Source organism: Acinetobacter sp. OYA S30 (assembly GCF_033599315.1).
GTDB classification, from domain to species: domain Bacteria; phylum Pseudomonadota; class Gammaproteobacteria; order Pseudomonadales; family Moraxellaceae; genus Acinetobacter; species Acinetobacter baumannii.
Genome location: NZ_JAWVAV010000036.1, coordinates 1 through 24,080, shown reverse-complemented (window position 1 = coordinate 24,080; position 24,080 = coordinate 1). Strand labels below are relative to the sequence as shown.

General features: G+C 39.1%; 21 protein-coding genes and 4 pseudogenes. 15 read left to right on the top strand and 10 right to left on the bottom strand.

What is annotated here, in order from left to right; translation table 11 throughout:
* The first annotated feature begins 291 nt into the window (after window positions 1-291).
* On the top strand, window positions 292-792 hold the full coding sequence (locus tag R5R67_RS15375) for a DUF2726 domain-containing protein (protein ID WP_000291528.1): 501 nt from the start codon (window positions 292-294) through the stop codon (window positions 790-792).
* 146 nt (window positions 793-938) lie between these two features.
* Here the strand turns inward: R5R67_RS15375 and R5R67_RS15370 are convergent, their stop codons facing one another.
* Window positions 939-1,292, bottom strand: a complete 354-nt coding sequence (locus R5R67_RS15370; protein ID WP_108496737.1) for a RidA family protein — start codon at window positions 1,290-1,292, stop codon at window positions 939-941.
* A 199-nt stretch (window positions 1,293-1,491) separates the two neighbouring features.
* Here R5R67_RS15370 and R5R67_RS15365 point away from each other — a divergent pair.
* A pseudogene (locus R5R67_RS15365) lies at window positions 1,492-1,554 on the top strand (hypothetical protein); the annotation flags it as partial.
* A gap of 58 nt (window positions 1,555-1,612) precedes the next feature.
* Here the strand turns inward: R5R67_RS15365 and dinB are convergent.
* The 4 genes from dinB to R5R67_RS15345 form a co-directional block, all read right to left on the bottom strand.
* On the bottom strand, window positions 1,613-2,668 hold the full coding sequence (gene dinB, locus R5R67_RS15360) for a DNA polymerase IV (RefSeq protein ID WP_001226142.1): 1,056 nt from the start codon (window positions 2,666-2,668) through the stop codon (window positions 1,613-1,615).
* Window position 2,669: 1 nt separating this feature from the next.
* Window positions 2,670-3,428 (bottom strand): GH25 family lysozyme, encoded by a 759-nt coding sequence (locus R5R67_RS15355; protein WP_000163504.1) that lies wholly within the window; start codon window positions 3,426-3,428, stop codon window positions 2,670-2,672.
* A 77-nt stretch (window positions 3,429-3,505) separates the two neighbouring features.
* A complete protein-coding gene (mdtD, locus tag R5R67_RS15350; protein ID WP_109123407.1) occupies window positions 3,506-4,897 on the bottom strand; it encodes a multidrug transporter subunit MdtD in 1,392 nt (463 codons plus the stop codon).
* A gap of 197 nt (window positions 4,898-5,094) precedes the next feature.
* The gene (locus R5R67_RS15345; RefSeq protein WP_001089658.1) at window positions 5,095-5,718 is read right to left on the bottom strand and encodes a TIGR00730 family Rossman fold protein; all 624 of its coding nucleotides are present in this window, start codon (window positions 5,716-5,718) and stop codon (window positions 5,095-5,097) included.
* Between the two features lie 326 nt (window positions 5,719-6,044).
* Here R5R67_RS15345 and R5R67_RS15340 point away from each other — a divergent pair, with 326 nt between their 5' ends.
* From R5R67_RS15340 to R5R67_RS15315, 6 genes are all read left to right on the top strand, one after another.
* On the top strand, window positions 6,045-7,637 hold the full coding sequence (locus tag R5R67_RS15340; RefSeq protein WP_000575778.1) for a TerC family protein: 1,593 nt from the start codon (window positions 6,045-6,047) through the stop codon (window positions 7,635-7,637).
* Between the two features lie 71 nt (window positions 7,638-7,708).
* Window positions 7,709-8,176: a YchJ family protein gene (locus R5R67_RS15335; protein ID WP_135048384.1), complete on the top strand. Its 468-nt coding sequence runs from the start codon at window positions 7,709-7,711 to the stop codon at window positions 8,174-8,176.
* Window positions 8,177-8,221: 45 nt separating this feature from the next.
* Complete coding sequence (locus R5R67_RS15330; protein WP_000927792.1) at window positions 8,222-8,866, top strand: trimeric intracellular cation channel family protein; 645 nt, start codon at window positions 8,222-8,224, stop codon at window positions 8,864-8,866.
* An 82-nt stretch (window positions 8,867-8,948) separates the two neighbouring features.
* Complete coding sequence (locus tag R5R67_RS15325) at window positions 8,949-10,268, top strand: MFS transporter (protein WP_000366681.1); 1,320 nt, start codon at window positions 8,949-8,951, stop codon at window positions 10,266-10,268.
* A gap of 153 nt (window positions 10,269-10,421) precedes the next feature.
* On the top strand, window positions 10,422-12,641 hold the full coding sequence (gene parC, locus R5R67_RS15320) for a DNA topoisomerase IV subunit A (RefSeq protein WP_000202262.1): 2,220 nt from the start codon (window positions 10,422-10,424) through the stop codon (window positions 12,639-12,641).
* A gap of 297 nt (window positions 12,642-12,938) precedes the next feature.
* Entirely contained in the window at window positions 12,939-14,618 is a 1,680-nt protein-coding gene (locus R5R67_RS15315; RefSeq protein ID WP_135013369.1) for a long-chain-fatty-acid--CoA ligase, read from the top strand.
* A gap of 38 nt (window positions 14,619-14,656) precedes the next feature.
* Here R5R67_RS15315 and R5R67_RS15310 read toward each other — a convergent pair whose 3' ends face one another.
* A complete protein-coding gene (locus tag R5R67_RS15310; protein WP_001187001.1) occupies window positions 14,657-15,040 on the bottom strand; it encodes a hypothetical protein in 384 nt (127 codons plus the stop codon).
* A 106-nt stretch (window positions 15,041-15,146) separates the two neighbouring features.
* Between R5R67_RS15310 and R5R67_RS15305 the strand changes: the two genes are divergently transcribed.
* Window positions 15,147-15,545, top strand: coding sequence for an MAPEG family protein (locus tag R5R67_RS15305; protein ID WP_000546045.1), 399 nt, complete (start codon window positions 15,147-15,149; stop codon window positions 15,543-15,545).
* Between the two features lie 127 nt (window positions 15,546-15,672).
* A complete protein-coding gene (gene ppa, locus R5R67_RS15300; RefSeq protein WP_000122443.1) occupies window positions 15,673-16,200 on the top strand; it encodes an inorganic diphosphatase in 528 nt (175 codons plus the stop codon).
* 105 nt (window positions 16,201-16,305) lie between these two features.
* Here the strand turns inward: ppa and R5R67_RS15295 are convergent, their stop codons facing one another.
* Window positions 16,306-17,625 carry an OprD family outer membrane porin gene (locus tag R5R67_RS15295; RefSeq protein ID WP_135013367.1) on the bottom strand — a complete coding sequence of 440 codons (1,320 nt, stop codon included), beginning with the start codon at window positions 17,623-17,625 and terminating at the stop codon, window positions 16,306-16,308.
* A gap of 695 nt (window positions 17,626-18,320) precedes the next feature.
* On the opposite strand from R5R67_RS15295, the gene R5R67_RS15290 reads away from it, so the two are divergent.
* Together R5R67_RS15290 and R5R67_RS15285 are read left to right on the top strand one after the other, a co-directional pair.
* On the top strand, window positions 18,321-18,491 hold the full coding sequence (locus tag R5R67_RS15290; protein ID WP_000097144.1) for a hypothetical protein: 171 nt from the start codon (window positions 18,321-18,323) through the stop codon (window positions 18,489-18,491).
* Between the two features lie 56 nt (window positions 18,492-18,547).
* The gene (locus R5R67_RS15285; RefSeq protein WP_000975212.1) at window positions 18,548-19,360 is read left to right on the top strand and encodes a TorF family putative porin; all 813 of its coding nucleotides are present in this window, start codon (window positions 18,548-18,550) and stop codon (window positions 19,358-19,360) included.
* 42 nt (window positions 19,361-19,402) lie between these two features.
* On the opposite strand, the gene R5R67_RS15280 is transcribed toward R5R67_RS15285, so the two are convergent.
* Entirely contained in the window at window positions 19,403-20,281 is an 879-nt protein-coding gene (locus tag R5R67_RS15280) for a dihydrodipicolinate synthase family protein (protein ID WP_064191944.1), read from the bottom strand.
* Between the two features lie 15 nt (window positions 20,282-20,296).
* Window positions 20,297-21,073, bottom strand: a complete 777-nt coding sequence (locus R5R67_RS15275) for an aldolase (protein ID WP_000845031.1) — start codon at window positions 21,071-21,073, stop codon at window positions 20,297-20,299.
* A gap of 111 nt (window positions 21,074-21,184) precedes the next feature.
* Here R5R67_RS15275 and R5R67_RS15270 point away from each other — a divergent pair.
* A pseudogene (locus R5R67_RS15270) lies at window positions 21,185-22,619 on the top strand (PLP-dependent aminotransferase family protein).
* Between the two features lie 14 nt (window positions 22,620-22,633).
* Here the strand turns inward: R5R67_RS15270 and R5R67_RS15265 are convergent.
* Window positions 22,634-23,224 (bottom strand): annotated as a pseudogene (locus R5R67_RS15265) (ATP-binding protein); the annotation flags it as partial.
* Window positions 23,225-23,369: 145 nt separating this feature from the next.
* On the opposite strand from R5R67_RS15265, the gene R5R67_RS15260 reads away from it, so the two are divergent.
* Both R5R67_RS15260 and R5R67_RS15255 read left to right on the top strand, forming a co-directional pair.
* Complete coding sequence (locus tag R5R67_RS15260; RefSeq protein ID WP_135013360.1) at window positions 23,370-23,735, top strand: MbcA/ParS/Xre antitoxin family protein; 366 nt, start codon at window positions 23,370-23,372, stop codon at window positions 23,733-23,735.
* Window positions 23,736-23,935: 200 nt separating this feature from the next.
* Window positions 23,936-24,080: pseudogene (locus R5R67_RS15255) on the top strand (copper-binding protein); the annotation flags it as partial.

Below are 24,080 nucleotides of genomic sequence, written 5' to 3'. Positions count from 1 at the left end.
GAGCCTTTTTTATTTTTAAAGTGAGTGGATAAATCATATGGTGAGATTTCTGAGCATTTTTTATGTAAAAAGTGTAATGAAAAATGATAAATCCTAAAAATCTGACGAGCTGCACTTGATTGTTGCTGAGTCTGTGTTTATAAATAATGTGAGGGTGGCTAAATTTAAGCCAAGCTTGATAACTACAAGTGAAATTACTAAGTGAACCTTTTAAAGAACGGCTGTGTCGTTATCAATTAAAACAAAGTGTGATCTAGCAAAATCATTATAAAAAACTTAAAGGATGGACCCATGTACTATTTAATTACAATCTTATTACTATTTTTGACCGTTGTTATGGCGGCGAAAAGCCTCTCAAGAAAGCATCAACAAGACAGTGCTTTAAAGCGCCGTGCCGTGTTAAGTAGTCATGAACAAATGACATTAACTCGTTTACAGACAGTATTGCCTAAATTTACTGTGTTAGCTCATGTTTCATTTGATGCATTATTAACAACGAAATATGCTCACACTCGTCGCAAATATCAAAATATGACAGCTGACTTTGTTGTGCTTGATCAAAATTATCAGGTTGTTGTAGTGGTTATGCTTGAAGAAAGTGGTTTACGCCGAGCACATCAACAATATGAGCGCCGTTTATTACAGCTTGCGGGCTATCGTGTATTAAGTTACAGCACTGTGCCAGATTATCATGAGTTAAGAAGAGACTTATTGACCCCTGAATCAGAGATGGCAACTTTACATGCAACGCCTCAGCTAGAAAGAATTTCAAATGCTTTTGTAAAGTCTTAAAAATTAGGTCTTACAGTGATTTAATTTTAAGCCTCATTAAATAAGATTTTAAAAAATGCTGATATTATCAACTTTAAAAGTATAAAAACTGAGCAATATCGATCATGATCTTGCTCAGTTTTTTTATTAATTAAAATTAATAAGAATTAAGGAAGTACCGCAACAACGGTCATTTCTACAAGTACATCAGGTGCATAAAGTTTAGATTCAACACAAGTACGAGCAGGTGGATGCTCTTTGCTAATCCATGCATCCCACACTGCATTCATGGCTGCATAGTCCTTATCAATATCCTTTAGAAAAATCATAACAGACTGGATATGACTTTTGTCAGTTCCGGCTTCAGCAAGTAAGCGATCAATATTGTCCAAAGTTTGTTGAGTTTGCGCCGTAATGTCTACACTGGTGTCATCAGCGAGCTGCCCTGCTAAATGGACTAAATTACCCGAAATCGCCACTTCACAATATCTTGAAGTCACGTGTAAGCGTTTTACCGTCATAAAAATGCTCTAAAGTGTCTTTATTGAATAGTTCGATTTTATGAAGAGTTCGTAGGCAGGTGCAAGCAAGTGCAAAAGAATTTCAGTAGATTATTGTTGTGATTTATAAGAATGGGCAAGCTCCATGTACTTTAAGTGCCCTGTAATATTCGGATTTGGTCGTCACGCCAATCACAGGACGATATGCCGAAAGTAAAGGTTGCTTTGGCATGTTGCAAATACATGGGTAATGAATATGCGCTGATTAGATTACTTCAAACTTTAAGCAAAAGGGAACTGTTTTTGTTTAAAACTTGTTCTTTTGTATAAAAAAACAACACTTACCATAAGGATAACTGAAAGTCGTCAGCTTTAGTTTGTAATTGATAAACCCCAATACCAATGAGCCGAAATTGGAAGTTTTCGGGAATATGCATCTCATTTAAAAGTAAGAATAAAACTTGAATCAGGTCTTGTTGAGAATGAATTGGGTTTTTAAAACTTTTACTGTGTTGCAAAGTCTGGAAATTCTTAAGTTTGAGCTTAATATTTACGCCTCGGGCATTCAGTTGCTTTTTCTCTAAACTTTGCCAGACTTTTTCGGCTAGACCATGCCAGTAGGGTTGGCACTGAGCTAAAGTAAAGTCACTATCAAATGTGGTTTCTTTTGAAATTTGCTGTCGGGCACGTTCAGCTTGAACGGGCCGGTTATCGATGCCTTGAGCGTATAAATAAAGCTGTTGGCCATATTTACCGAAGTGGTGAACTAAAACAGCTTCTTCAATTTTTTGTAAGTCGCCTAGTGTATGCAATTCAAGCTGTTGGAGTTTTTCTTGAGTAACTTTGCCTACTCCTGGAATTTTCTTTAAGGGTAAGTCCTGAATAAAACTGGCTACTTGAGAAGGTTTTATAACAAACAGGCCATTCGGTTTATTCCAGTCGGACGCAACTTTTGCCAAGAATTTATTAGGTGCTACACCAGCCGAGGCTGTCAGTCCGGTTTGCCTGAAAATATCTTCCCGAATATGCATAGCCACTTCGGTCGCACTCGCGATTTGTTTTAAATTTTCAGTGACATCAAGATACGCTTCATCTAAAGATAAAGGTTCAATAAGAGTGGTGTATTGTTGAAATATACTATGAATTTGAGCCGAGATGGCACGATATTTTTCAAAATTCGGCTCAATAATAACAACTTGAGGGCATAGTTTCCTTGCTTGGCTCATGGACATGGCAGAGCGTAAACCAAACTCACGAGCAGGATAAGAAGCAGCTGCAATTACGGCGCGTGGGTGATGTGATGAAATAACTACTGGGAGATGCCTTAGATCAGGACGCTCTCGCAATTCGACCGATGCATAAAAGGCATCCATATCGATATGAATGATTTTGCGCATATTATTGTGCTTTCACGATGCCTTGCTGCTGTAAAAATTGGTGCCATTCTTTGACTGAACCTTCATAAACATTTAAGTCTACTGGCTTGGTCATGCCTTCAATTTTACCTTGATTACTATGCTGCCAAAAGAGCCATTTTCGCTTGTCTTTCAGCTCAGGTTTCCCTTCGTAATCTCTGACCCAAAGAGGAGTATTAGGGAAACTACCTATTAATACAATGTGGTAAAAAGTTTTGGAAATATAAAAGATAGGCTGTTTACCATAATGATGCTTTAAGCTGTCATGCATGATGCCTATTTCTTTAAGTAATTGTTCTTTGGTATGGGAATTAATACAGTTGCTGTCATATTCCAGATCAATAACAGGAGGAAGGGCATCAACTTTGTTGGGTACAGTTGCAATAAAATTTTCAGCTTGTGTTTTACCATCACGACATAAACGATAAAAATGATAAGCGCCGACATGAAAGCCATGTTCGCGTGCTTTTAACCAGTTTTCTTGAAATTTTGGATCTTTATAATCACCGCCTTCAGTCGCTTTTAAATAGACGAACTGGAATTTTTGGGGTGATATTTTTTTCCAGTTGATATTTTCTTGATGGTGAGAGACATCAAAGCCTTGAACTGGGTAATCTTGAGCAATAGCTTTTTGCTGGTAGAACAGACCGAAGTAAGTGAGAACCCCCATAACACAAGCTAAAACAATCCCAATTAGGGTATTGTAGCGTGGTGCAGAAAAGGTTTTTGCCAGCTTGGTCATGCAAAACTCAGTATTAATATGAAGTTCACATCATAGCGTGATTCGCGAGCGAGAAACCACGCTAAAAATGCAACTGCTTACACAGGCGTATTTTTGGGAATTTGCCAAAAGATCAGTGCGGTAATGATATTAATACAGCCTAAACAAATGAGGGTGACATGGAAGGCAGTTGTCACATGTGCTGTACCATAGTAATCGGTAAATACATTAATGAGTGTACCTGCCAGTGCAACACCAATACTCATTGAAAGCATCATAATCATTGATAAGAAACTATTACCGCTACTTGCATCTTGTTGAGGCAAATCTTTTAAGGTGAGTGTATTCATTCCCACAAATTGTAATGAGTTTAATGTACCGAATAAGAAAAAGTGTAAAGCTCTAAACCAAGTTGGGGTGTCGACAGTCATAATGGCAAAAGAAGCAATACATAGACCCACTAAGGTTGTGTTAATTAATAGAAAGCGGCGATAACCCATTTTCTGAATAATCGGTCTAACAATCGGTTTGGAGAAAAGCGACCCTAACACTAGCGGAATCATCATTAATCCCGCAATGAATGGCTCAAAGCCAAAAGCGACCTGTAGCATGAGCGGTAAAACAAAAGGTAAGGCATTACCACCAAAGCGGGCAAAGAAATTACCTAAAATACCAATCGCGTAAATCTTGTTTCTAAAGAGTCGGCTGCGGAACAATGCATTTTGATGGGTATGTGAATGGTAGGCATACCAAAGGGTTGCGACTACCCCGACCACTAATAAAGAAATACTAAACCATTTGGAATATTCAGGTGAGGCAAGATGTTCAATACCCAAAGACCAGCCAATCATTGCGACGACTAAGAGCACAAACCCAATAAGGTCAAATGTTTTAACGGTAGGCTCTTTTACATTTGGCATGACCTTTAATGTCATTAATATGCCCAATACTCCCATTGGAATATTAATAAGAAAGATCCAATGCCACGTTGCAACTTCAACGAGCCAACCACCGAGTGTTGGACCTGCCAAAGGACCAAGTAAACCTGCCAGACTCATAAGGCTCATGGCAGCTAAAAACTGAGTTCGGGGAATAATTTTTAAAAGTGATAAACGACCAACAGGGAGTAATAACGCCCCCCCAATACCCTGAATGACACGGAAAAATAAAAGCTGATTTAGGCTTTGAGAAAGGCCACAGCCTAAGGAAGCAAGTGTGAAAATAATGATTGCTGATAAAAACGTATTTCTAACACCAAAGCGGTCGGCCAACCATCCACTTAAAGGAATACAGGCCGCTACAGATAAAACATAAGCCACCACTACGCTATGCATACGTAATGGATCTTCATTTAAATGATGTGCCATTGCAGGAATGGCAGTATTTACAATTGTTGTATCTAATGCCTGCATAAAAAAGCCAATGGAAACCAAAAGAACCAATAGGCGATATTCGGGTTGCAAGGCTTGATGGGTTGGCGTGGCATTCATAACATTTGAAAGTTAACGTTTTCGCCTAGTGTAAAACAAATTGAATTTAAAAAAAGTAAGTCAATGTTGAATAAACGCTTTGTAAGTTTAACTTCTATTATTTAGAGCAGCTATATAACTGGACTTTCAAGTGAATGAGTATAAATAGATAAAATAAAAAAAGCGGAAGAATCCGCTTTTTTGTTGAGATAGAGAGCTTACACAACAAATCTCTTTGGCATTTTTAAGTTTTTAATGACGTTATAAATTTGGTCGATTTCTTCACATACAATTAATTTAGCTCGATGCTGAAGAGGGAGGAAGCCTTCTTGTACAGCATGGTCTAACTGAGCAATTAATGCATTATAAAAACCATTTACGTTATATAAAATCATAGGCTTTTGGTGCTGATTGAGTTGACCCCAAGTCGCAATTTCCAAAATTTCTTCGAAAGTTCCTAAACCGCCAGGTAGCGCGATAAAAGCACTCGCGCGCTCTGCCATCATGGCTTTACGCTCATGCATGGTTTCTACTACATGCAACTCGGTCAGTCCTGCATGCGCCACTTCATAATCAAGCATAAATTCAGGAATAACCCCTACAGCTTCTCCACCATGTGCAAGTACACTTTCTGCGACTTGTCCCATTAAACCAATACTGGCACCGCCGTAGACCAAACCAAAACCTTGTTCAGCAATTCCGCTGGCTAACTCAATTGCCTTTTCGCGATAAATCGGGTTATTTCCTGCTCGTGAGCCACAATATAATGCAATAAGAGGTTGTGTTGTTTTTACAGATGTTATTGGTGAATCATTTACTGCCATTGTTAATACGCTATTCATTGCTTTATTTTCACCTTATCACGTTCATATTTCTTGTCTACACTAAGCAAAAAATATGACAACTTTATAAGCAGTTTTATAGGAAAGATTCATGTTTTGTATGGGTTTGGTGAATACATATAATGATCAAATAAAAATGATGAATTTATGTTAAATCTTGCCTATACTGAAAATTCGTTTAACAACATATGAACAAATATGGGTAGTGGTTGTAGTCGCTCCGTTTTAATTTCTTGTCCTAAAAAAACATTATTCCCCCTTTGTCTAGGCATGCCTTTTGCGTTGCCCAATAAAGATAAAATCCACCCAGCACAGGAGCAGGATCAATGATCTTTGAATGGATGTCTGATCCGTCTGCTTGGGTAGGCCTAGCGACATTAATTGTTCTTGAAATCGTACTAGGGATCGATAACCTCGTCTTTATTGCCATTTTGGCTGAAAAGTTGCCACCAGAACAACGTACTAAGGCACGTATAGTGGGTTTAATACTCGCTTTGGGAATGCGTCTTATCCTCTTAGCTTCAATTGCTTGGGTCGTGACACTCACCCAACCACTTTTCCATATTTTTAGCCATCCATTCTCTGGCCGCGATTTGATTTTATTGTTCGGTGGTGTGTTCTTGCTCTTTAAAGGCACCATGGAATTGCATGAGCGGATGGAAGGTAAACAACTTCATAAAGAAGATAATCCTGTTCATGCTGCGTTCTGGATGGTCATCGTTCAGATTGTTGTGCTTGATGCCGTATTCTCATTAGACAGCGTAATTACTGCTGTAGGTATGGTGAAAGAGCTGTCAGTCATGATGGTTGCTGTTGTGATTGCCGTGGGTATTATGCTGTGGGCTTCAAGACCCCTCATGGACTTTGTCAATAAACATCCAACAGTAGTTATTCTATGTCTTGGCTTCTTGATGATGATTGGTTTCTCTTTGGTGGTGGAAGGTTTTGGTTTCCATATTCCGAAGGGTTATTTATATGCTGCGATTGGTTTCTCGATTTTAGTCGAAATGATCAACCAAACCATGCGTCGCAACCAAGAGAAGCTAGTGACTACTACAGATTTACGTTATCGCACAGCTTCTGCGGTTTTACGTATGTTAGGCAGTAAAAATAGCGGTTCTACTTCAGACGCTCAAACGGCTGATAAAGAAGATGTATTGGCAACTCAAGCTTTTGCTGATGAAGTCTTTGATGAAGAAAATGGCGCTTACCATAGTGTGCTTGTACAAGGTGTACTTGGTTTATCTGAACGTCCAGTAAAGTCTGTTATGACTCCACGTCCTGAATTAGAGTGGATTGATTTAGACGAAGAACCAGAAGTTTTAAAAGAACGTTTAATGTCGATGACACATTCACGTTTAATTGTTGCTCGTGGTGAACTTGATAATATTGAAGGTATTGCGCTTACACATAAAGTTTTAAATGGCTTTATTGAAACAGGCGTTATCGATTTTCAAAAGCACTTACGTGAGCCAGTTATTGTGCATGAAAATGCTCAAGTGCTTATGGTGATGGAGCAATTACGTCAGGCTCCTTTACAAATGGCGATTGTTCTAAATGAATATGGTTCAATTGAAGGTATTGCCACACCAATTGATATTTTAGAAGCAATTGCGGGTGAGTTCCCTGATGAAGATGAACTAGATGCAGCAGCTGAAAGCTTAGAAGATGGTTCGTTAATACTTGAAGGTTCAACCGATATTCGCCATGTATCGCTTTTACTCGGTCGTGATTTGGTAGATGAAAGTGAACAGTACTCTACTTTATCGGGGTATTTGTTATTCCATTTAGGTCGCTTACCTGAAAATGGTGAGACTGTTGAAGCGGATGGTTATCGCTTTGAAGTTGTAACCATGGAAGGCCATAAGATCGAGAAAGTTCATATTGTTTCTATCGAACAAGATGAATCGAAAGATTAAATTGTGTTTCAAATTTAGAAACATCATAAAATAGCTCAACTTTGAGCTATTTTTTATTTGAGAAGTATCGAATGACCCAACAAACTTGTCCATGCGGAAAAGGTAGCTATGCAGAATGTTGTGAGCCTTTACATTTAGGCACAGCAAAAGCACTCACCGCAGAGCAGCTTATGCGTTCGCGTTATAGCGCATTTGCATTGCAGCAAATCGATTATATTGTTCAAACTACCGCTTTAGGTCAGCAAGCTGTTCTTGATAAAGAGGGGATTGCCGAATGGAGTAAACAAAATCAATGGCTCGGTTTAGAAGTCATACAGGCTAAAGAAAAACTAGACAAAACTCATGCACAGGTCGAGTTTAAGGCTCATTATTACGATGGAAAAAGTGCTCAAATCCATCATGAAGTTTCACATTTTGTATATCACCAGCAGCAATGGTTTTTCCTTGATCCAACGGTCGATATGCAGGTCACCATGAAACAACCGTGTATCTGTGGTTCAGGAAAAAAATTTAAGCAATGCTGTGCACAATTCCTATAACTTTATCTTAAAATACGCCCACCGTTTGGCCTGAAGGAAAGGGCAATGTTACTCACCGTTATTTACATTATTGCGATTACTGCCGAAGCCATGACTGGTGCATTGTCTGCTGGGCGACGGAGTATGGACTGGTTCGGTGTTGTACTAATTGCCTGTGTGACGGCCTTGGGTGGTGGCTCTGTACGTGATGTACTACTTGGACACTATCCTTTAACGTGGGTAAAACATCCTGAATATTTAGTTTTAACGTGTTGTGCTGCATTTGTTACCATCGTTATTGCTAAATGGATGCGTCATTTACATAACATTTTCTTGGTGCTCGATGCTTTAGGCCTAATTGGATTTACCATCATTGGTTGTCAGATTGCCTTACAGATGGGACATGGCTTTGTTGTGTCGGCGGTAGCAGGCGTTTTAACAGGAGTTTCGGGTGGTATTTTACGTGACATCTTATGTAACGACGTCCCGTTTGTCTTCCGCCGTGAGCTGTATGCGAGTATTTCTTTTGTTGCAGTCATTTGCTATTGGGTCTGTCTAGACTTAGGTTTGAGTTTAGAACTTACCGTTATTTCAACCTTAGTATTCGGTTTTACGCTTCGTTTAATTGCCATTTATTTTGGTTTGGAAATGCCTAAATTTATTTATAAAGATGATGATGCGGAGTCGGCTTCTTCAACCGACGAACATTAATCATGCAGAATTTCATGTGGGCATGATATAACAATTCTATATATGGTCTTGTCCACTTATTCTTTCCAGTAGAGTTAATCCTATGGATCTGGTTTCACGTATACAAAATCTTCCAATTGGCAAATTTCACTACACGCTTTTATGGGTAGTGGGTTTAGGCTGGATGTTTGATGCGATGGATACCGGCATTATCGCTTTTATTATGACAACCCTTGTTAAAGATTGGTCATTAACACCTGCTGAAAGTGGTTGGATTGTCAGTATTGGCTTTGTAGGCATGGCTATAGGTGCAGTTTGTTCTGGTGCCTTGGCAGATCGTTTTGGCCGTAAAACTGTATTTGCGATGACAATGGCAATTTATAGTATTGCGACTGCGTTATGTGCTTTTGCCCCTGATCTAAAGTGGCTATTAATTTTTCGGTTTATTGTTGGGTTGGGGCTAGGTGGTCAATTACCTGTAGCAGTCACGCTGGTCAGTGAATATGTGCCTGCTCATGTTCGTGGAAGATTTATCGTTCTACTTGAAAGTTTTTGGGGATTAGGCTGGTTGGTTGCTGCGCTCATTTCTTATTTTATTATTCCTAAATTTGGCTGGCATATTGCCTTTCTTATAGGTGGACTTCCACTTATTTATATTTTAGTGATTTGGAAAAAAGTCCCTGAATCTATACCGTATTTGATTAACCGTGGTCGTATTGAAGAAGCGCATGCACTGGTACAAAAACTAGAAGCCGAAGCATGTGTGCAAATAGTTCACCATATTGAAGTCGTGCCTGTGGCGATGCGACAAAAAGTTTCATTTAAACAGCTCTGGAGTGGTCAATTTGCTCGTAGAAGTTTAATGCTCTGGCTAATCTGGTTTGGCATTGTGTATTCCTATTACGGCATCTTTACGTGGTTGCCGAGTTTATTGGTGAAACAAGGCTATGACATTGTCAAATCATTTGAATATGTATTGCTTATGATTTTGGCGCAGTTACCGGGCTACTTGGCGGCTGCTTGGTTTGTTGAGCGTTTAGGTCGAAAAATTACACTTGCCGCATTTATCGGTTTTTGTGCTTTGTCGGCATATTTCTTTGGACAAGCCGACAGTGTAAATAGCATTATGTTCTGGGGCTGTCTCATGTCATTCTTTAATTTGGGTGCATGGGGAGTGTTATATACCTATACACCAGAACAATATCCCGCCAATATTCGGGCTTTCGGGTCAGGCTGGGCATCGGCAATGGGGCGTATCGGTGGAATTGTCGCGCCAATGGTCGTGACACATATGATGGTTGCTAAAAACGGCTTTAATCACGTTTTTATGATGTTTACTGTGGTTTTACTTGCCGTAGCTTTAGTGATTTTGATATTAGGTGAAGAGACTCAAGGTAAAAGGCTAGAGTCAATTGGGCTATAGTTTTTGCCTAACTTTATAGCAAGTAACTAAAAATATAGAGAGATAAGACACAATTTGACGCTCAGGTGACAGAGTCCCCCTTGTGTCTGTAACATAGCCCACTTAGCATAATACACACTTAAAATAACGACTGATTTGGAAGATAAGCTGACTATGACCAGCCTTGCGCATCATGCGACAGAAAACCGCTCTGTAGCCGAATTTACTGAACAGGCTTACTTGAATTATGCCATGTACGTCATTATGGACCGTGCATTGCCGCATATCAGTGATGGCTTAAAGCCCGTACAGCGCCGTATTGTCTATGCTATGAGCGAGCTAGGCTTAAAAAGCAGTGGCAAGCCAAAAAAATCAGCGCGTACAGTGGGTGATGTACTTGGTAAATACCACCCACATGGTGACTCTGCATGTTATGAAGCCATGGTACTCATGGCTCAGCCATTTAGTTACCGCTATCCTTTAATTGAAGGTCAGGGGAACTGGGGCTCACCAGATGACCCTAAATCTTTTGCTGCGATGCGTTATACCGAAGCCAAACTCTCAGCTTATAGTGAATTATTGCTGAGCGAATTAGGTCAGGGCACTAGCGAATGGCAAGATAACTTTGATGGTTCTTTAAAAGAACCGATCACTTTACCTGCACGTGTACCTAATATTCTTCTTAATGGTACGACAGGTATTGCTGTCGGGATGGCCACTGATATCCCGCCACATAATTTGCGTGAAGTTGTAAAAGGCACAATTGCTTTAATTCGTAATCCGCAAACCTCGGACGAAAAATTAGCTGAATATATTCCGGCTCCGGATTTACCAACCAAAGCTGAAATTATTACCCCGCCAGAAGAATTACTCAAAATCCAGACCACTGGTCGTGGTAGTTACCGTATGCGAGCGGTATATACCATTGAGAAAAATGAAATCGTAATTACTGAGCTGCCATATCAAGTCTCTGGTTCTAAGGTAATTACTCAAATTGCTGACCAGATGCAGGCTAAAAAGCTGCCATTAGTTGTCGACGTGCGTGATGAATCGGATCATGAAAACCCGACACGACTCGTGATTGTACTGCGCTCTAACCGTATTGATGCGGAAGCAGTGATGAGCCACTTATTTGCGACCACCGATTTAGAATCAAGCTATCGTGTCAATTTAAACATGATTGGCGAAGATGGCCGTCCTCAGGTGAAATCAATTCGTCGTATTTTGCTTGAATGGATCGAGATCCGTAAAAAAACGGTAACTCGTCGTTTACAGTACCATTTAAACCGTATTGAAAAGCGCCTGCATATTTTGGCAGGTCTTTTAATTGCTTATCTCGATATTGATACAGTCATTCGTATTATTCGTGAAGAAGACCAGCCTAAGCCAGTCTTGATGGAACACTTCAATATTGATGAGATACAGGCCGAAGCGATTTTAGAGCTTAAATTACGTCATTTAGCAAAGCTTGAAGAGATGGAAATTCGTCATGAACAAGATGAGCTTTCCGCGAAAGCTGCCATTATTCGTGAACAACTCGAAAATCCTGAATCTTTAAAAAACCTGATTATCAGTGAATTAAAAGAAGATGCGAAAAAGTTCGGTGATGAGCGCCGTTCTCCAATTGTTGCACGTGCTGAAGCGGTTCAAATTAAAGAACAGGATTTAATGCCAGCTGAAACGGTAACAGTCGTTTTGTCTGAAGCAGGCTGGGTTCGTGCGGCAAAAGGTGCGGATGTGGATGCTGAAAATCTGAACTACCGTGCTGGGGACCAATATTTAAGTCATGCTGTCGGGAAAACCAATCAGCGAGTTTACTTCCTTGATGAAACAGGGCGCAGCTATGCCTTGCCAATTAGTAACTTACCTTCAGCAAGAGGCTTGGGGGATCCATTAAGTTCTAAATTATCACCAGCAAGTGGCGTATCGTTTATTCAGGTTTATTTAGATGATGATGAGTCTGAGTTGATTGCTGCAAGTTCGGCAGGTTATGGTTTTAAAACGCAAACCAAGCAATTAGATACCAATGCGAAAGCCGGTAAGACATTCTTAACGGTTCCGGATAAGGCAAAGGCTTTACCACTCATTTCTGCCCAAAACATGACGCATTTGGCTGTACTGAGCTCAGCAGGGCGTTTGTTAATTTTAGATTTGGCAGAGCTACCAAATTTAAATAAAGGTAAAGGTAATAAGTTGATACAACTTGAAGGAAAAGAGCAAATTTTATCCATGACAACCCTGAACTTAGATGAAATAATTCAGGTGGTTGCAGGTCAACAACATCTCAAATTAAAAGGTGATGATCTACAAAAATACATGGGTAAACGTGCTTCGAAAGGTCAGCTCTTACCACGTGGATATCAAAAAGCAAATAAACTGTTGATTCAGAGATAAAGCTAGCGTCTGGCAACATAAATACGCTATATATGGCAACATGTTCAAGCAATGAACTGAACTTGTTGGTATTGAATAATGATTAAAAGGGCAGCAATTTGGAGTACGTAATTTGTACTCCATGCAAAAAATTTGGCAGGCTTAAATTGTCAAAACTTCTGTCTCATAATCTTGTTCGAAAGTGTCATGAATGTGCCAATAAGTTTTAAATATGTTCTGGCACCAAGAAGCTAAAGAATAGCTGGGGCATTGAATAACAGTTATTACTAAGGATTACGAATCGGAGATAATGGCATTATGGAAAAGATTTGGTTTGCAGAATACCAAAAGACAGGGATTCCAGAAACAGTAGCATTGCCTGCAGAAAATACCTCACTTGTTGATATTTTTGAGCGTAATTTCCAAAAATTTGGTTCTCGTGATGCCTTTATCTTTATGGATAAAGCCATGTCATTTAACGAGTTGGAGCTTGCAAGCCGTAAGTTCGCGACCTATTTGCAAAATTTGGGGTTAGCAAAAGGTACGCGTGTGGCAGTAATGATGCCAAACGTGCTGCAGTATCCTGTAGTGGCATTGGCAGTCTTACGTGCAGGCTTGGTTTTAGTGAATGTTAACCCACTATATACTGCGCGTGAACTTGAGCATCAGTTAAATGACTCAGGTGCAGAAGTGCTCGTTATTATCGAGAACTTTGCAAGTGTTTACCAAAGCATTTTGGGTAAAACTCCAGTGAAGCATGTGGTTGTTGCTTCTGTCGGAGATATGCTAGGAACACTGAAAGGTACTTTGGTGAACTTTGTTTTACGTAAAGTCCGTAAACAAATTCCAGCTTGGAATATTCCTGGCCATGTTAAATTTAACAGTGCACTAAATAAAGAAAATCCAAGCAATTATAAACGCCCGACTTTAACTTTAAGTGATACTGCCGTGCTTCAATATACCGGTGGTACAACGGGTGTTTCAAAAGGTGCTGAGCTGACTCACCGCAATTTGGTTGCCAACCTTTTGCAGTGTGATGGTATTTTCCAAAGCAAATTCGGTGCAAACGATGGTGCTAAAGGCGATCGTATTGTTTGTGCATTACCGCTTTACCATATTTTTGCGTTCATGGTTTGTGCGATGTACGGTATGTACAAAGGGCAGGCAAATATCTTAATTCCGAACCCGCGTGACTTACCGGCTGTGATTAAGGAATTACGTAAATATCAACCTTCTTTCTTCCCTGCAGTAAATACATTATTTAATGCTTTGGTGAATAATGAAGAGTTCAAGCAACTTGACCATAGCAACTTAAAAATGGCGATGGGCGGCGGTATGGCAGTTTTGCCATCTACAGCAGAAGCTTGGAAGAAAATTACTGGTACAACCATTATTGAAGGTTATGGCTTATCAGAAACTTCACCAGTTGCAACTGCGAATCCACCTGCATCTACTGAATTTAGTGGCACCATTGGTATTCCATTACCGTTAACTGAGGTTGCAATTTTAGATGATGACGGAAAAGAAGTACCTTTAGGTGAACAAGGGGAAATCTCAATTCGTGGTCCTCAAGTAATGAAAGGCTATTGGAACCGTCCAGATGAGACTGCTAAAGTCATGACAGCAGAGGGTTTCTTCCGTACCGGTGACATTGGTGTAATGGACAGCCGTGGATACGTCAAAATTGTAGACCGTAAAAAAGATATGATTTTGGTTTCTGGCTTTAACGTTTATCCAAGTGAAATTGAAGAAGTGATTGCTAAACATCCAAAAGTATTGGAAGTTGCTGCAATTGGTGTTCCAGATGAAAAATCAGGTGAAGTGCCAAAACTCTTTATTGTGAAAAAAGATCCAAGCTTAACTACAGAAGAAGTTTTGAACTTTGCTAAAGAAAACTTAACAGGCTATAAACGCCCTCGTTATGTTGAGTTTATGGATGAATTACCAAAATCAAATGTAGGCAAAATTTTACGTAAAGATTTACGTAAGCCTGCGTAATGATGAATAAAAAAGCGCCGTAAGGCGCTTTTTTTATTTTAATGGTTTTTCATAAACCAACGATCTACATAAGGGCGACCAATTCCGACCATACCGACAAAAACTAACATGGTACCGAGTTGTAGACGTAAGTGAGTTACATCAAGTTGACCATAACTGAGGTAATTATCTACAAGACAATATATGGTAATCACAATGAGCCAGTGCCACAAAGGAAGTCTTTTGACACCCACAGCAATAAAGGTCACTGTTAAGATCACGAAGGTACCCAGTGTAGATTGCCAATTAAAATTCGCACAAATTACACTCAATAAAAAAGCGACGATCGGTAATACAATTTTGAATATACGATCTACCTGAAGCTGGTTCTTCTTTTGCTTTTCTAAGACCTCGAACAATTCTTTTTGATCAGGTTGTTGCATACATAGCCCTATAAATCAGTGATGACATGCGGTTGCATAAAATTTCAGGTAAAAACGATGAGTTATGATAGCATGATCAACAGTATTTTCAGTGATGGATGGCACTATGCACGGCATCAGCAGCATTATCTATATTATTTTAGTGGCATGTTTGCTGCCATACGCATTTACCGTAATTGCAAAATTTACCGGTGGTTTTCAGCCCGTCGATAATCAGAACCCAAGAGACTTTCTTGCTAATACAAAGGGTATCGCTGCTCGGGCAAATGCAGTACAACAAAACAGTTTTGAAAGTTTACCTTTATTTTTAACAGCTATTTTGATGGCTGAATATATGGTGGTTCCTGAATACTTTATTTTAAGATTGGGCTGGGCCTATATTATTTTACGTGTGATTTATGGCATTTGTTACTTAAGCAATTGGGCAACTTTACGCTCTATTGTCTGGTTTTTATCATTGTTATGCCCAATATTCTTGTTGATCGTGACAATTAAGTTGACTTGAGTGTCATTCTGTCACCATTCATATCAACTTTCGCGTGTGCGCATTGTATAATCGGCATCATTTTGATGATATCCACGTTATAATCGAGTGGATTTTACATCTGACTTCATAACGAAAGAGTATTGATATGAGTTACAGCAATATCCCAGCAGGTAAAGATGCACCAAATGACATCTATGTCATCATTGAAATTCCTGCAAATGCAGCGCCAATTAAATATGAAATTGACAAAGATTCTGATGCATTGTTTGTAGACCGTTTCATGGGTACAGCAATGTTCTATCCAGCAAACTACGGTTATGTACCAAATACTTTGTCTGAAGATGGTGACCCATTAGACGTACTTGTTGTAACTCCACATCCTGTTGCTGCTGGTTCTGTAATTCGTTGCCGTCCAGTTGGTAAATTAAACATGGAAGATGACGGTGGTATCGACGCGAAATTAATCGCTGTTCCACACGAAAAATTATCTCCACTTTACAAAGATGTTCAGGAATATACAGATCTTCCTCCATTGTTGATTAGCCAAGTTGAGCATTTCTTCAGCCACTATAAAGATTTAGAACCAGGCAAATGGGTGAAAATCAGCGGTTGGGAAGGTGCTGACGTTGCTAAAGCGGAAGTATTGAAAGCAATCGAAGCTGCTAAAAAATAAGCTCTAATTTTTAAGCCTAGAGCGTCGCAATTGATATTCTGGGCTTAATAAAAAACCTACCTGTGTGACCAGAGGTAGGTTTTTTATGCTTGATAGATTTGTGAATTAGAATAATTTCACAGGAATATCTAAGAAAATACGCCATTCATTGGTATCACCGATGTAGGCATTCGTTTGATAAGCATTGCTTGCACGGTAGTATGAGTTACGAATACGAAGGCTTGCATCTTTAGCGAAACCACTTTGAACTGTGTATTTCACTTGGTTAAAGAATTCGCGTTCTTCAGCATCATCAGTTAAACCTTTAACTTTGATGTCCCAACCGTATACAAATGCAGTTGTCCAGTTTAAACCAGGTAATACGCCTAACTTGCCAAAATCAACATTGTATTGAATTTGAGCAGATTTCTCGTGGTTACCGATGAAATCAGACATATAAGAGTTTGGCAAATAAATACTTTGAAAACCATCAGCATTTTGGCCATAGTCGTAACCAACATTACCAGTGTTTTGTTGATATGCTAACATCACACTATGTGGACCAGTCGCATAAGTACCTGAAATAGCCCAAATATTATTGGTCTTTTCTTCGCCAGCTATACCATCCGCAGCATAATTTGGTGCTACAGTTCCAGTTGCTGAATAAGTGTGTGCATTTGCATCAAACTTAGTATGGTATCCACTAAAATCATAAGTTAATGAACTGTCATTTGCTAAAGGTTGTTTAAAGTTAACATTAGCATAATGGCGTTCAAGAGCATTTTTGCTGTCTAAGCCATAATAAGATGCATTTAAGTTATCATTAAACTTATATTTAGCACCCCAAACAATTGCACGGTCAAGACCTCTGCCAGAAGCATCCGCATCGGTATTGATTTGGTCAGACATTTGGTCTTTAGTAAATTTACCAGCAACAACCTCAAGGTTCTTGATTTCATGGCTAGTTAATAAAGTACCTGTAAAGTATTCAGGAACCATACGTCCTGTATTACTTGCAAGGACTGGTAAGTCGAGTACTTGAGTACCGTAACGTACTGTCGTATTCGAGAAACGTGCCTTAACGCTGCCACCACCACGAGCCCAGTGGTCGTAAGCTGAACCATCGTTGTGTTTTGGAATCATTTGGTTTCCAGCGTTTTTGTTTTCGCCAATTTTAAATGATCCGTCACCAACAACGCCTACACCGAAACCAACGATACCAGGGGTAAAGCCAGATTCGATACTTACAATTGCTGATTGAGCAACTGAGCTGGTATCTTTCGCGCCCTGTTTTTTGTCACGAGTTAGATAACCTGTACGGAAGAGAATAGAACCGTTCGCATCTTCAACAAATCCTTTTGCCTCACTTTGCTCGCTTGCCTGAGCTGAGGAAATTATTGCCGCAGAAATGAGAACTGCTAATGTAAGTTTTTGTGCTTTTAGCATATTTAAAGAACCTCATAAAAACGATAAATCCTGTGCCTTGTTATTGTTCAGGGCCTAGGATTTCCATCAATTGTATAAGTAATCTATAAAAAAGATATATTTTTGTTCATTTTATTTTATATATGCTATGCAGGATTTGATTAATGTGATAGGGGAGTTTAACTAAATTTATTTTTAAATTTTTATAGTTAATTTATTGTTTAAAATAAAAAAAGTAATTTATTTTTTAGTTGAATTTTACCATTTTTTCTTATGTGAAAATTTTAAAAATACTTGATTTTTGTGTTCAATTTTTACTCTTTTTTGTTTGATATGTTTACTTTTTAATCTCTTCTTAAGCAATTTTCTTGAGCAATTTTTAGTAATCTCACTCTATATTGTTACTTTATAACATTTTTATATCAAAAAATTGTTTAAAACAGAGACGAAAGCAACGCCAGAAAACCCTAGACCCTATCGATCAAATTTAGTGCGATAATTTGCATGAAATTTGTGCAATTTATTTTTCATTTATATTTTCGTGTGGAAAAAGCCCAAAATGGTTCATAAATAAAAATAAGGGTTAAATAAGAGGCTCTGTACTAATAAATTTATGGAGTTTTTATCTCTTTATATAGAAATGAAATAGAGACTTTACGCCCTACCATTCAATACTACCGATCTCGGCTTGATTATTTCCGATAAGGTGTTTTCTCATGTCTTCTTTATATTTTATGCAAACAAACTATTCATACTTTATTGTTATATATAAAAATAATTATTTAAGAGGTTTTTATTTTTCGCGTTGTATAAGTTCTTTAGTCTCTAAATTAATGAAGTGTGGCGATACCAAATATGAACTTGGCACAGCAATTGCTAAAGCTTAAGTAACAAAATTTGTTTAAGTCATATAAATCGTGCGTTCATTGTGGGGGAGATCAAAATGATGAAGTTTGCACTTAAAGCAGTAACATTCGGCGTACTCACGGCAGGTTCAACCATGGTTATGGCTGAAGATGCTCCATCTTTTTACGGCATCACCGCAACTGGTAGTGTGGCTGCTACTACAGATTATCGCTTCCGTGGTATTACGCAGTCTTCAAACAACCCAGCTATTCAAGGTGGCTTCACTTTCTCTCATAAGTCAGGTGCTTATGTTGCGCTTTGGGGATCAAGCGTAGACTTTAATACACCTGGTGTTTCAACTGAAACTGATATCTCGTTAGGTTATACCAACACCTTAAAACTGTCAGATACACTTGCACCGACTTATGATGTTGGTGTGATCCGTTATGGTTACATTGGCTCTGACTCAAAATTCACTAATCCATACAATGGTGACACTGGTTTTGACTTTACCGAGTTTTACGGAAAATTAACGTTTGCAGATTCTTTATTTAAAGGTGATGCCCTTAGTGTCGGCGTGAATTATTCTAATGATTACTGGGGCCACTCTGACGAGTTCTGGTATTTTAACGTGGGTTATTCGGCACCAATTGCTGACACCGGATTTACTGGACTTGCTTCAGTTGGTTATAACAAGCTTAAAAACAAAGATTCTTTACTTGTAGTTGCAGGTGGACCAGGTGAAGATGATAGCTATATTGATTATAAAGTCGGCGTAAACTATAACATCTTGGGTATTGTTGCTGAGCTAGATGTTGTCGGTACAGATATTAGTACTTCTGGCATGACTGATGCTCAGAAAAAACCTTATGACACAGGTTTAGTGTTTAGTTTAACTAAAACATTCTAAGTTGGGGTTTTAAAAAAGCGGGTCAATAAACCCGCTTTTTTATTAGTTTTCTATTTCAGAAAGTAGTTGTTTTAACTGGTTAAGCTCAATATCCGTGGCTTTGGTCAACGGCTTGCGTGGTGTACCCGCAGCGACACCTTTTAGTTGTAAACCAGCTTTAATCGTTTTAGGCAGACCACCCTTTACAATAAAGCGTAGTAGAGGAAGTTGCTGATAAAATGACTTCTGGGCCTGTTCCAATTCACCATTTTTTACATGTTCAATGAGCTGTTGAGGTCGTTGACCTAACAGATTGGGTGCTGCTGTACACCAACCGCTTGCTCCTGCGCATAAAGCTTCTAAAGCTAGAGGGTTACAGCCGTTATAAAACGGAAGTTCACCTTTTGATAGCTCATAAATTTTATGCATGCGCTGAATATCGCCGCTGCTTTCTTTTACCATCATAATATTTGCAATGTTATTAAACATGCGCACGATTAATTCAGGAGACATATCAACACCACTGGTCGCGGGGTTGTTATAAATCATAATTGGTAGAGTAGTTTCTTGGGCAATTGCTTGATAATATTCAAAAATCTCTTGGTCTGTTAGCTTCCAATAAGATACAGGAATCACCATAAGTGCATCTGCACCATAGCTTTGCGCGACTTGGGCTTTTTTGATGGCTTGATTAGTCGTGAGTTCTGAAATTCCAATAATGACAGGCACGCGCTTATTAATGCTTTCAATTGAAGTTTTCGCGACTAAGCACCATTCATCCCATTCAAGATAAGCGCTTTCACCTGTACTGCCTAAAGGTGCAATCGCGTCGCAGCCATTTTCAATAAGCAAATCCAGCATTTGTTTTAGAACAGGAAGATTGATGTTATTGTCATCAGAAAAGGGAGTAACAGGGTAGCCAATAATGCCGTTTAATTTCATGGTCGAGGTCTCTTTTTAAATACAGTCAGAATGTTCTTTCAAAGCTTTACGTGCGTAGTAAGCAAAGTTCACTTTGTTGCGTTTATCAGTAGACACCCAATCGTGGGCTTCTGCTGCCAAAGCGTGGGGGATAGGCTGGATTTGTCCGGCAGACATGGCTAAAAGTTGCAGTTGAGCTGCGCGTTCAATTAAAAGAGCTAAGTTGCATGCTTCTTCAATGGTTTTTCCTGTGACCAATTGACCATGATGAGACAATAAAACAGCGCGGTTTTTACCCAGCGCGGAAGAAATCAAAAGACCTTCTTCATTACCTACAGGAACTCCCGGCCAATGACCTACAAATGAGCAGTCTTCGTAAAGTGCGCAAACGTCCATTTGGGAAACCATAAGTGGAATCTGTAACATCGATAGAGCCGCTACATGGGTAGGATGCGTATGGATAATACAGTTCACTTCTGGGTGTTCTTTATAAATCCATGTGTGGAAACGGTTGGCTGGGTTTGCCATGCCTTCTTGATTGATGGGTTCTAAGTCCTGATTCACCTCAAGCAAGTTTGAAGCAGTAATTTCATCAAAACCTAAACCGAAACGTTGAGTAATAAAGGTTTCTTTATTTTCACTACGGCATGTAATTTGACCCGCTAAACCAGCGTCATGCCCATGATCGAATAAAATACGGCAAGTCAGTGCAAGCTTTTGACGGTCTGTTAAATCTAAGTCGCTCATCCACTTTTGCATGTCTTGCTGTGCGTGTTGCATCAAGTCGTGTTTATTTACAGAAGCAGTCTTCATCTCTTCTCCAGTCCAGTTGACCAAATTAAGTAGGTGAAGGCAGAATAGAAAATATCTGGATGGATAAATACATCCAGTTTTTATAAGTTATATGGTCCAGATGGGGCGAATATGCTAAGACCTTGGCAAATACATTTCCGCATTGATGAAAGAGAAGAAAAAACGGTTTTTCTAAAACTAACTAACTTGATTAGTCAGGAAATTTTGAGTGGCCGTTTAGTACAGGGCACTATGCTGCCGGGGTCTCGCAGCCTGTCAAAAGAACTAGGGATTAATCGGAAAACGGTACAAGCAGTCTATGAAGAATTAGAAGCACAAGGATGGCTTGTGACTCGGCCTCGAAAAGGCACATTTGTGGCAGATGTTTTACCGGAAAAAAAGCCTCATATAGAGCCAAGAGCTGATCGAAAAGTTAGTAATAAACCAATAATTCAACAAGTTGCTCAGCGGCCCCATAACGATGGTGTGCCAGATCCGAGGCTTATTCCCTATGAATTGTTTTCGAGGGCCTATCGGCACGCACTCATTAAAATTACTCAAAACCAGTATATGGGATATGGTGACCCACGCGGTATGGCTGAACTAAGGCAGGCTTTAAAACAAATGTTGTCGATGGAACGTTTCATGAATGTTGCGGAAGATGAGATTTGTATTGTACGTGGTAGCCAGATGGGAATTTTTCTTGCCTCTCGAGCATTACCCAATCGGCAGGGCGTTATTGTCGTTGAAGAGCTGTATTACCCATCTGCTGTTAAAGCGTTCCAATCAAATGGCTTTCAAGTGGTTTCTGTCAAATTAGATGATCAAGGTATTGTTATTGAAGATCTTGAACGGATTTTAAAAGAACACTCGGTTGCAGCAATTTATACAACGCCACATCATCAGTACCCTACAACCGTTACCATGACAATGAGCCGCCGTCTTCAACTCTTAGAGCTTTCAAAAAAATGGGGGTTTTACATTATTGAAGATGACTATGACCACGAATTCCACTATGACAGCCGGCCTATGCCACCCTTAGCAAGTTTGCCCCATTCTGAGTTGGTTATTCATGTAGGTTCATTGTCTAAAGTTTTTGCACCCGGTATTCGGTTAGGTTACATCGTGGCAGCTCCAACCATCATTCAAACTATTACTGAAGATATTTTATTGATTGATCGGCAGGGCAATAATATTACAGAACTCGCTTTAGCAGATTTAATGCAACGAGGGGAGATCAAGCGTCATATTCGTAAAATGAAAAAGATTTATCAGTTACGTCGAGACCATGCGTTAGCTGAGTTTCAAAGAGTTTTTGCTGAAAGTATTGAGATACAACCGCCTGCGGGTGGAATGGCTTTGTGGGTAAAATTTCAGAAATCATTTACTCAAGATCAGCTCATAAAGCTAAAAGAACTCAACATTGATACAGAGCAGAAGTTTAAACAGAAAGAATGTGCTAATCATTGTATTCGCTTTGGTTTTGCAGCTTTATCAGAGAAAGAAATCACCTCTCTAATTGAGACCTTAAATGAAGCTCTTTAATAAAAGAACAGCGGACTCATAATCCGCTGTTTAATTTTAAGAATGATTACCTCGATAAGAGAGTGCTTCTGTAAGATGAGGACTTTGAATGATCTCACTTTGAGCCAAATCGGCAATAGTACGAGCAACCCGTAAAACGCGATGATAAGCACGAGCAGATAAATTTAAACGTTGCTGAGCCATTTCAATCATTCGCTGTGAAGTACTATCGAGAACGGCATGTTGTTCCAGTTGTTTTGGTGAGAGCGCCTGATTCAAACCACCCTGTCTTTGCATTTGTTGTTCATAAGCATAAATCACACGTTGTCGCACAGTTGTAGAATCTTCTGCAGGCGTTGGGTCTTGCAGTTCTTGAGCTTTTAATGGCGGTACATCAATATGTAAATCGATGCGGTCGAGTAACGGTCCCGATATGCGGTTTTGATAGCGTTTAATGCTTTCTGGTGAACACTGACAACGGCTATCTTGATTAAATGCATACCCACATGGACAAGGATTCATTGCTGCAATGAGCTGAAAGTTCGCCGGATAAGTAATTTGCCGAGCCGCACGTGAAATAATGATTTCTTTTGACTCAAGCGGTTGGCGTAAGACTTCTAGAACCTTTCTGTCAAACTCGGGGATTTTCCTAATTCATTAAATAGTTGTCAAAAATGATTCAATTTTAAGTTCCAATTTGGATCTAGGGATTGCCTCATTCATTGAATCGATATTGTTTGTATCCTTAGTATATTTAAAATACAATTTTACAAATACACGATGAGTCTTAGCCATGAATACATCATCAGTACAATCTATAGATAATAAAATAGTTTTAGCAAAGGCCTTTTTCAATACGGGTAAAGAATTCAATTTTACTCAAACTCAACTTGCCGCTATTTTGGGAATATCTGAGCCAACAATAAATAGATTAAGAACACAACTTGAAATAGATCCTGCATCTAAGCAAGGTGAATTAGCATTATTATTTATTAATCTATTTATAGCCTTACATGATTTAACAGGTGGTGATTCAGATTGGATTCTGTATTTTCTTAAATCAAAAAATAGAGTAACTGGTGGAGTGCCAATGGAACAGATTGAAACTGTTCGTGGTTTAGTTTCAGTTCTTCAATTTGTTGAAGCTATTCGACGCTAATAATATGTGTATCTATATACACATATATTTTGATGCTCATAGCAGCAATGAGTTTGTATTTTTTGAATGAAGTAGTGTCACAACAAAGAAGTATCCATAAAGTATAGTGGAGCAGTGCAATCTTTTCTAGGCAATCGCTTAAATGATCCTAGTCAAATAATCAGACAGACATTCCCTCTAAAGCTCTAAAATACTTCTGCTCAAAAGCTGTTGGTGTGATTACTGCTATTGATACGAAAGAAAATATTCTAACACTCGACTATGAAGCAATTCCTGTAATGACCATGGGCTTTAAAGTTACGGACCCAGCATTATTAAATTGTTTAACTGTAGGGGAGAAGGTTA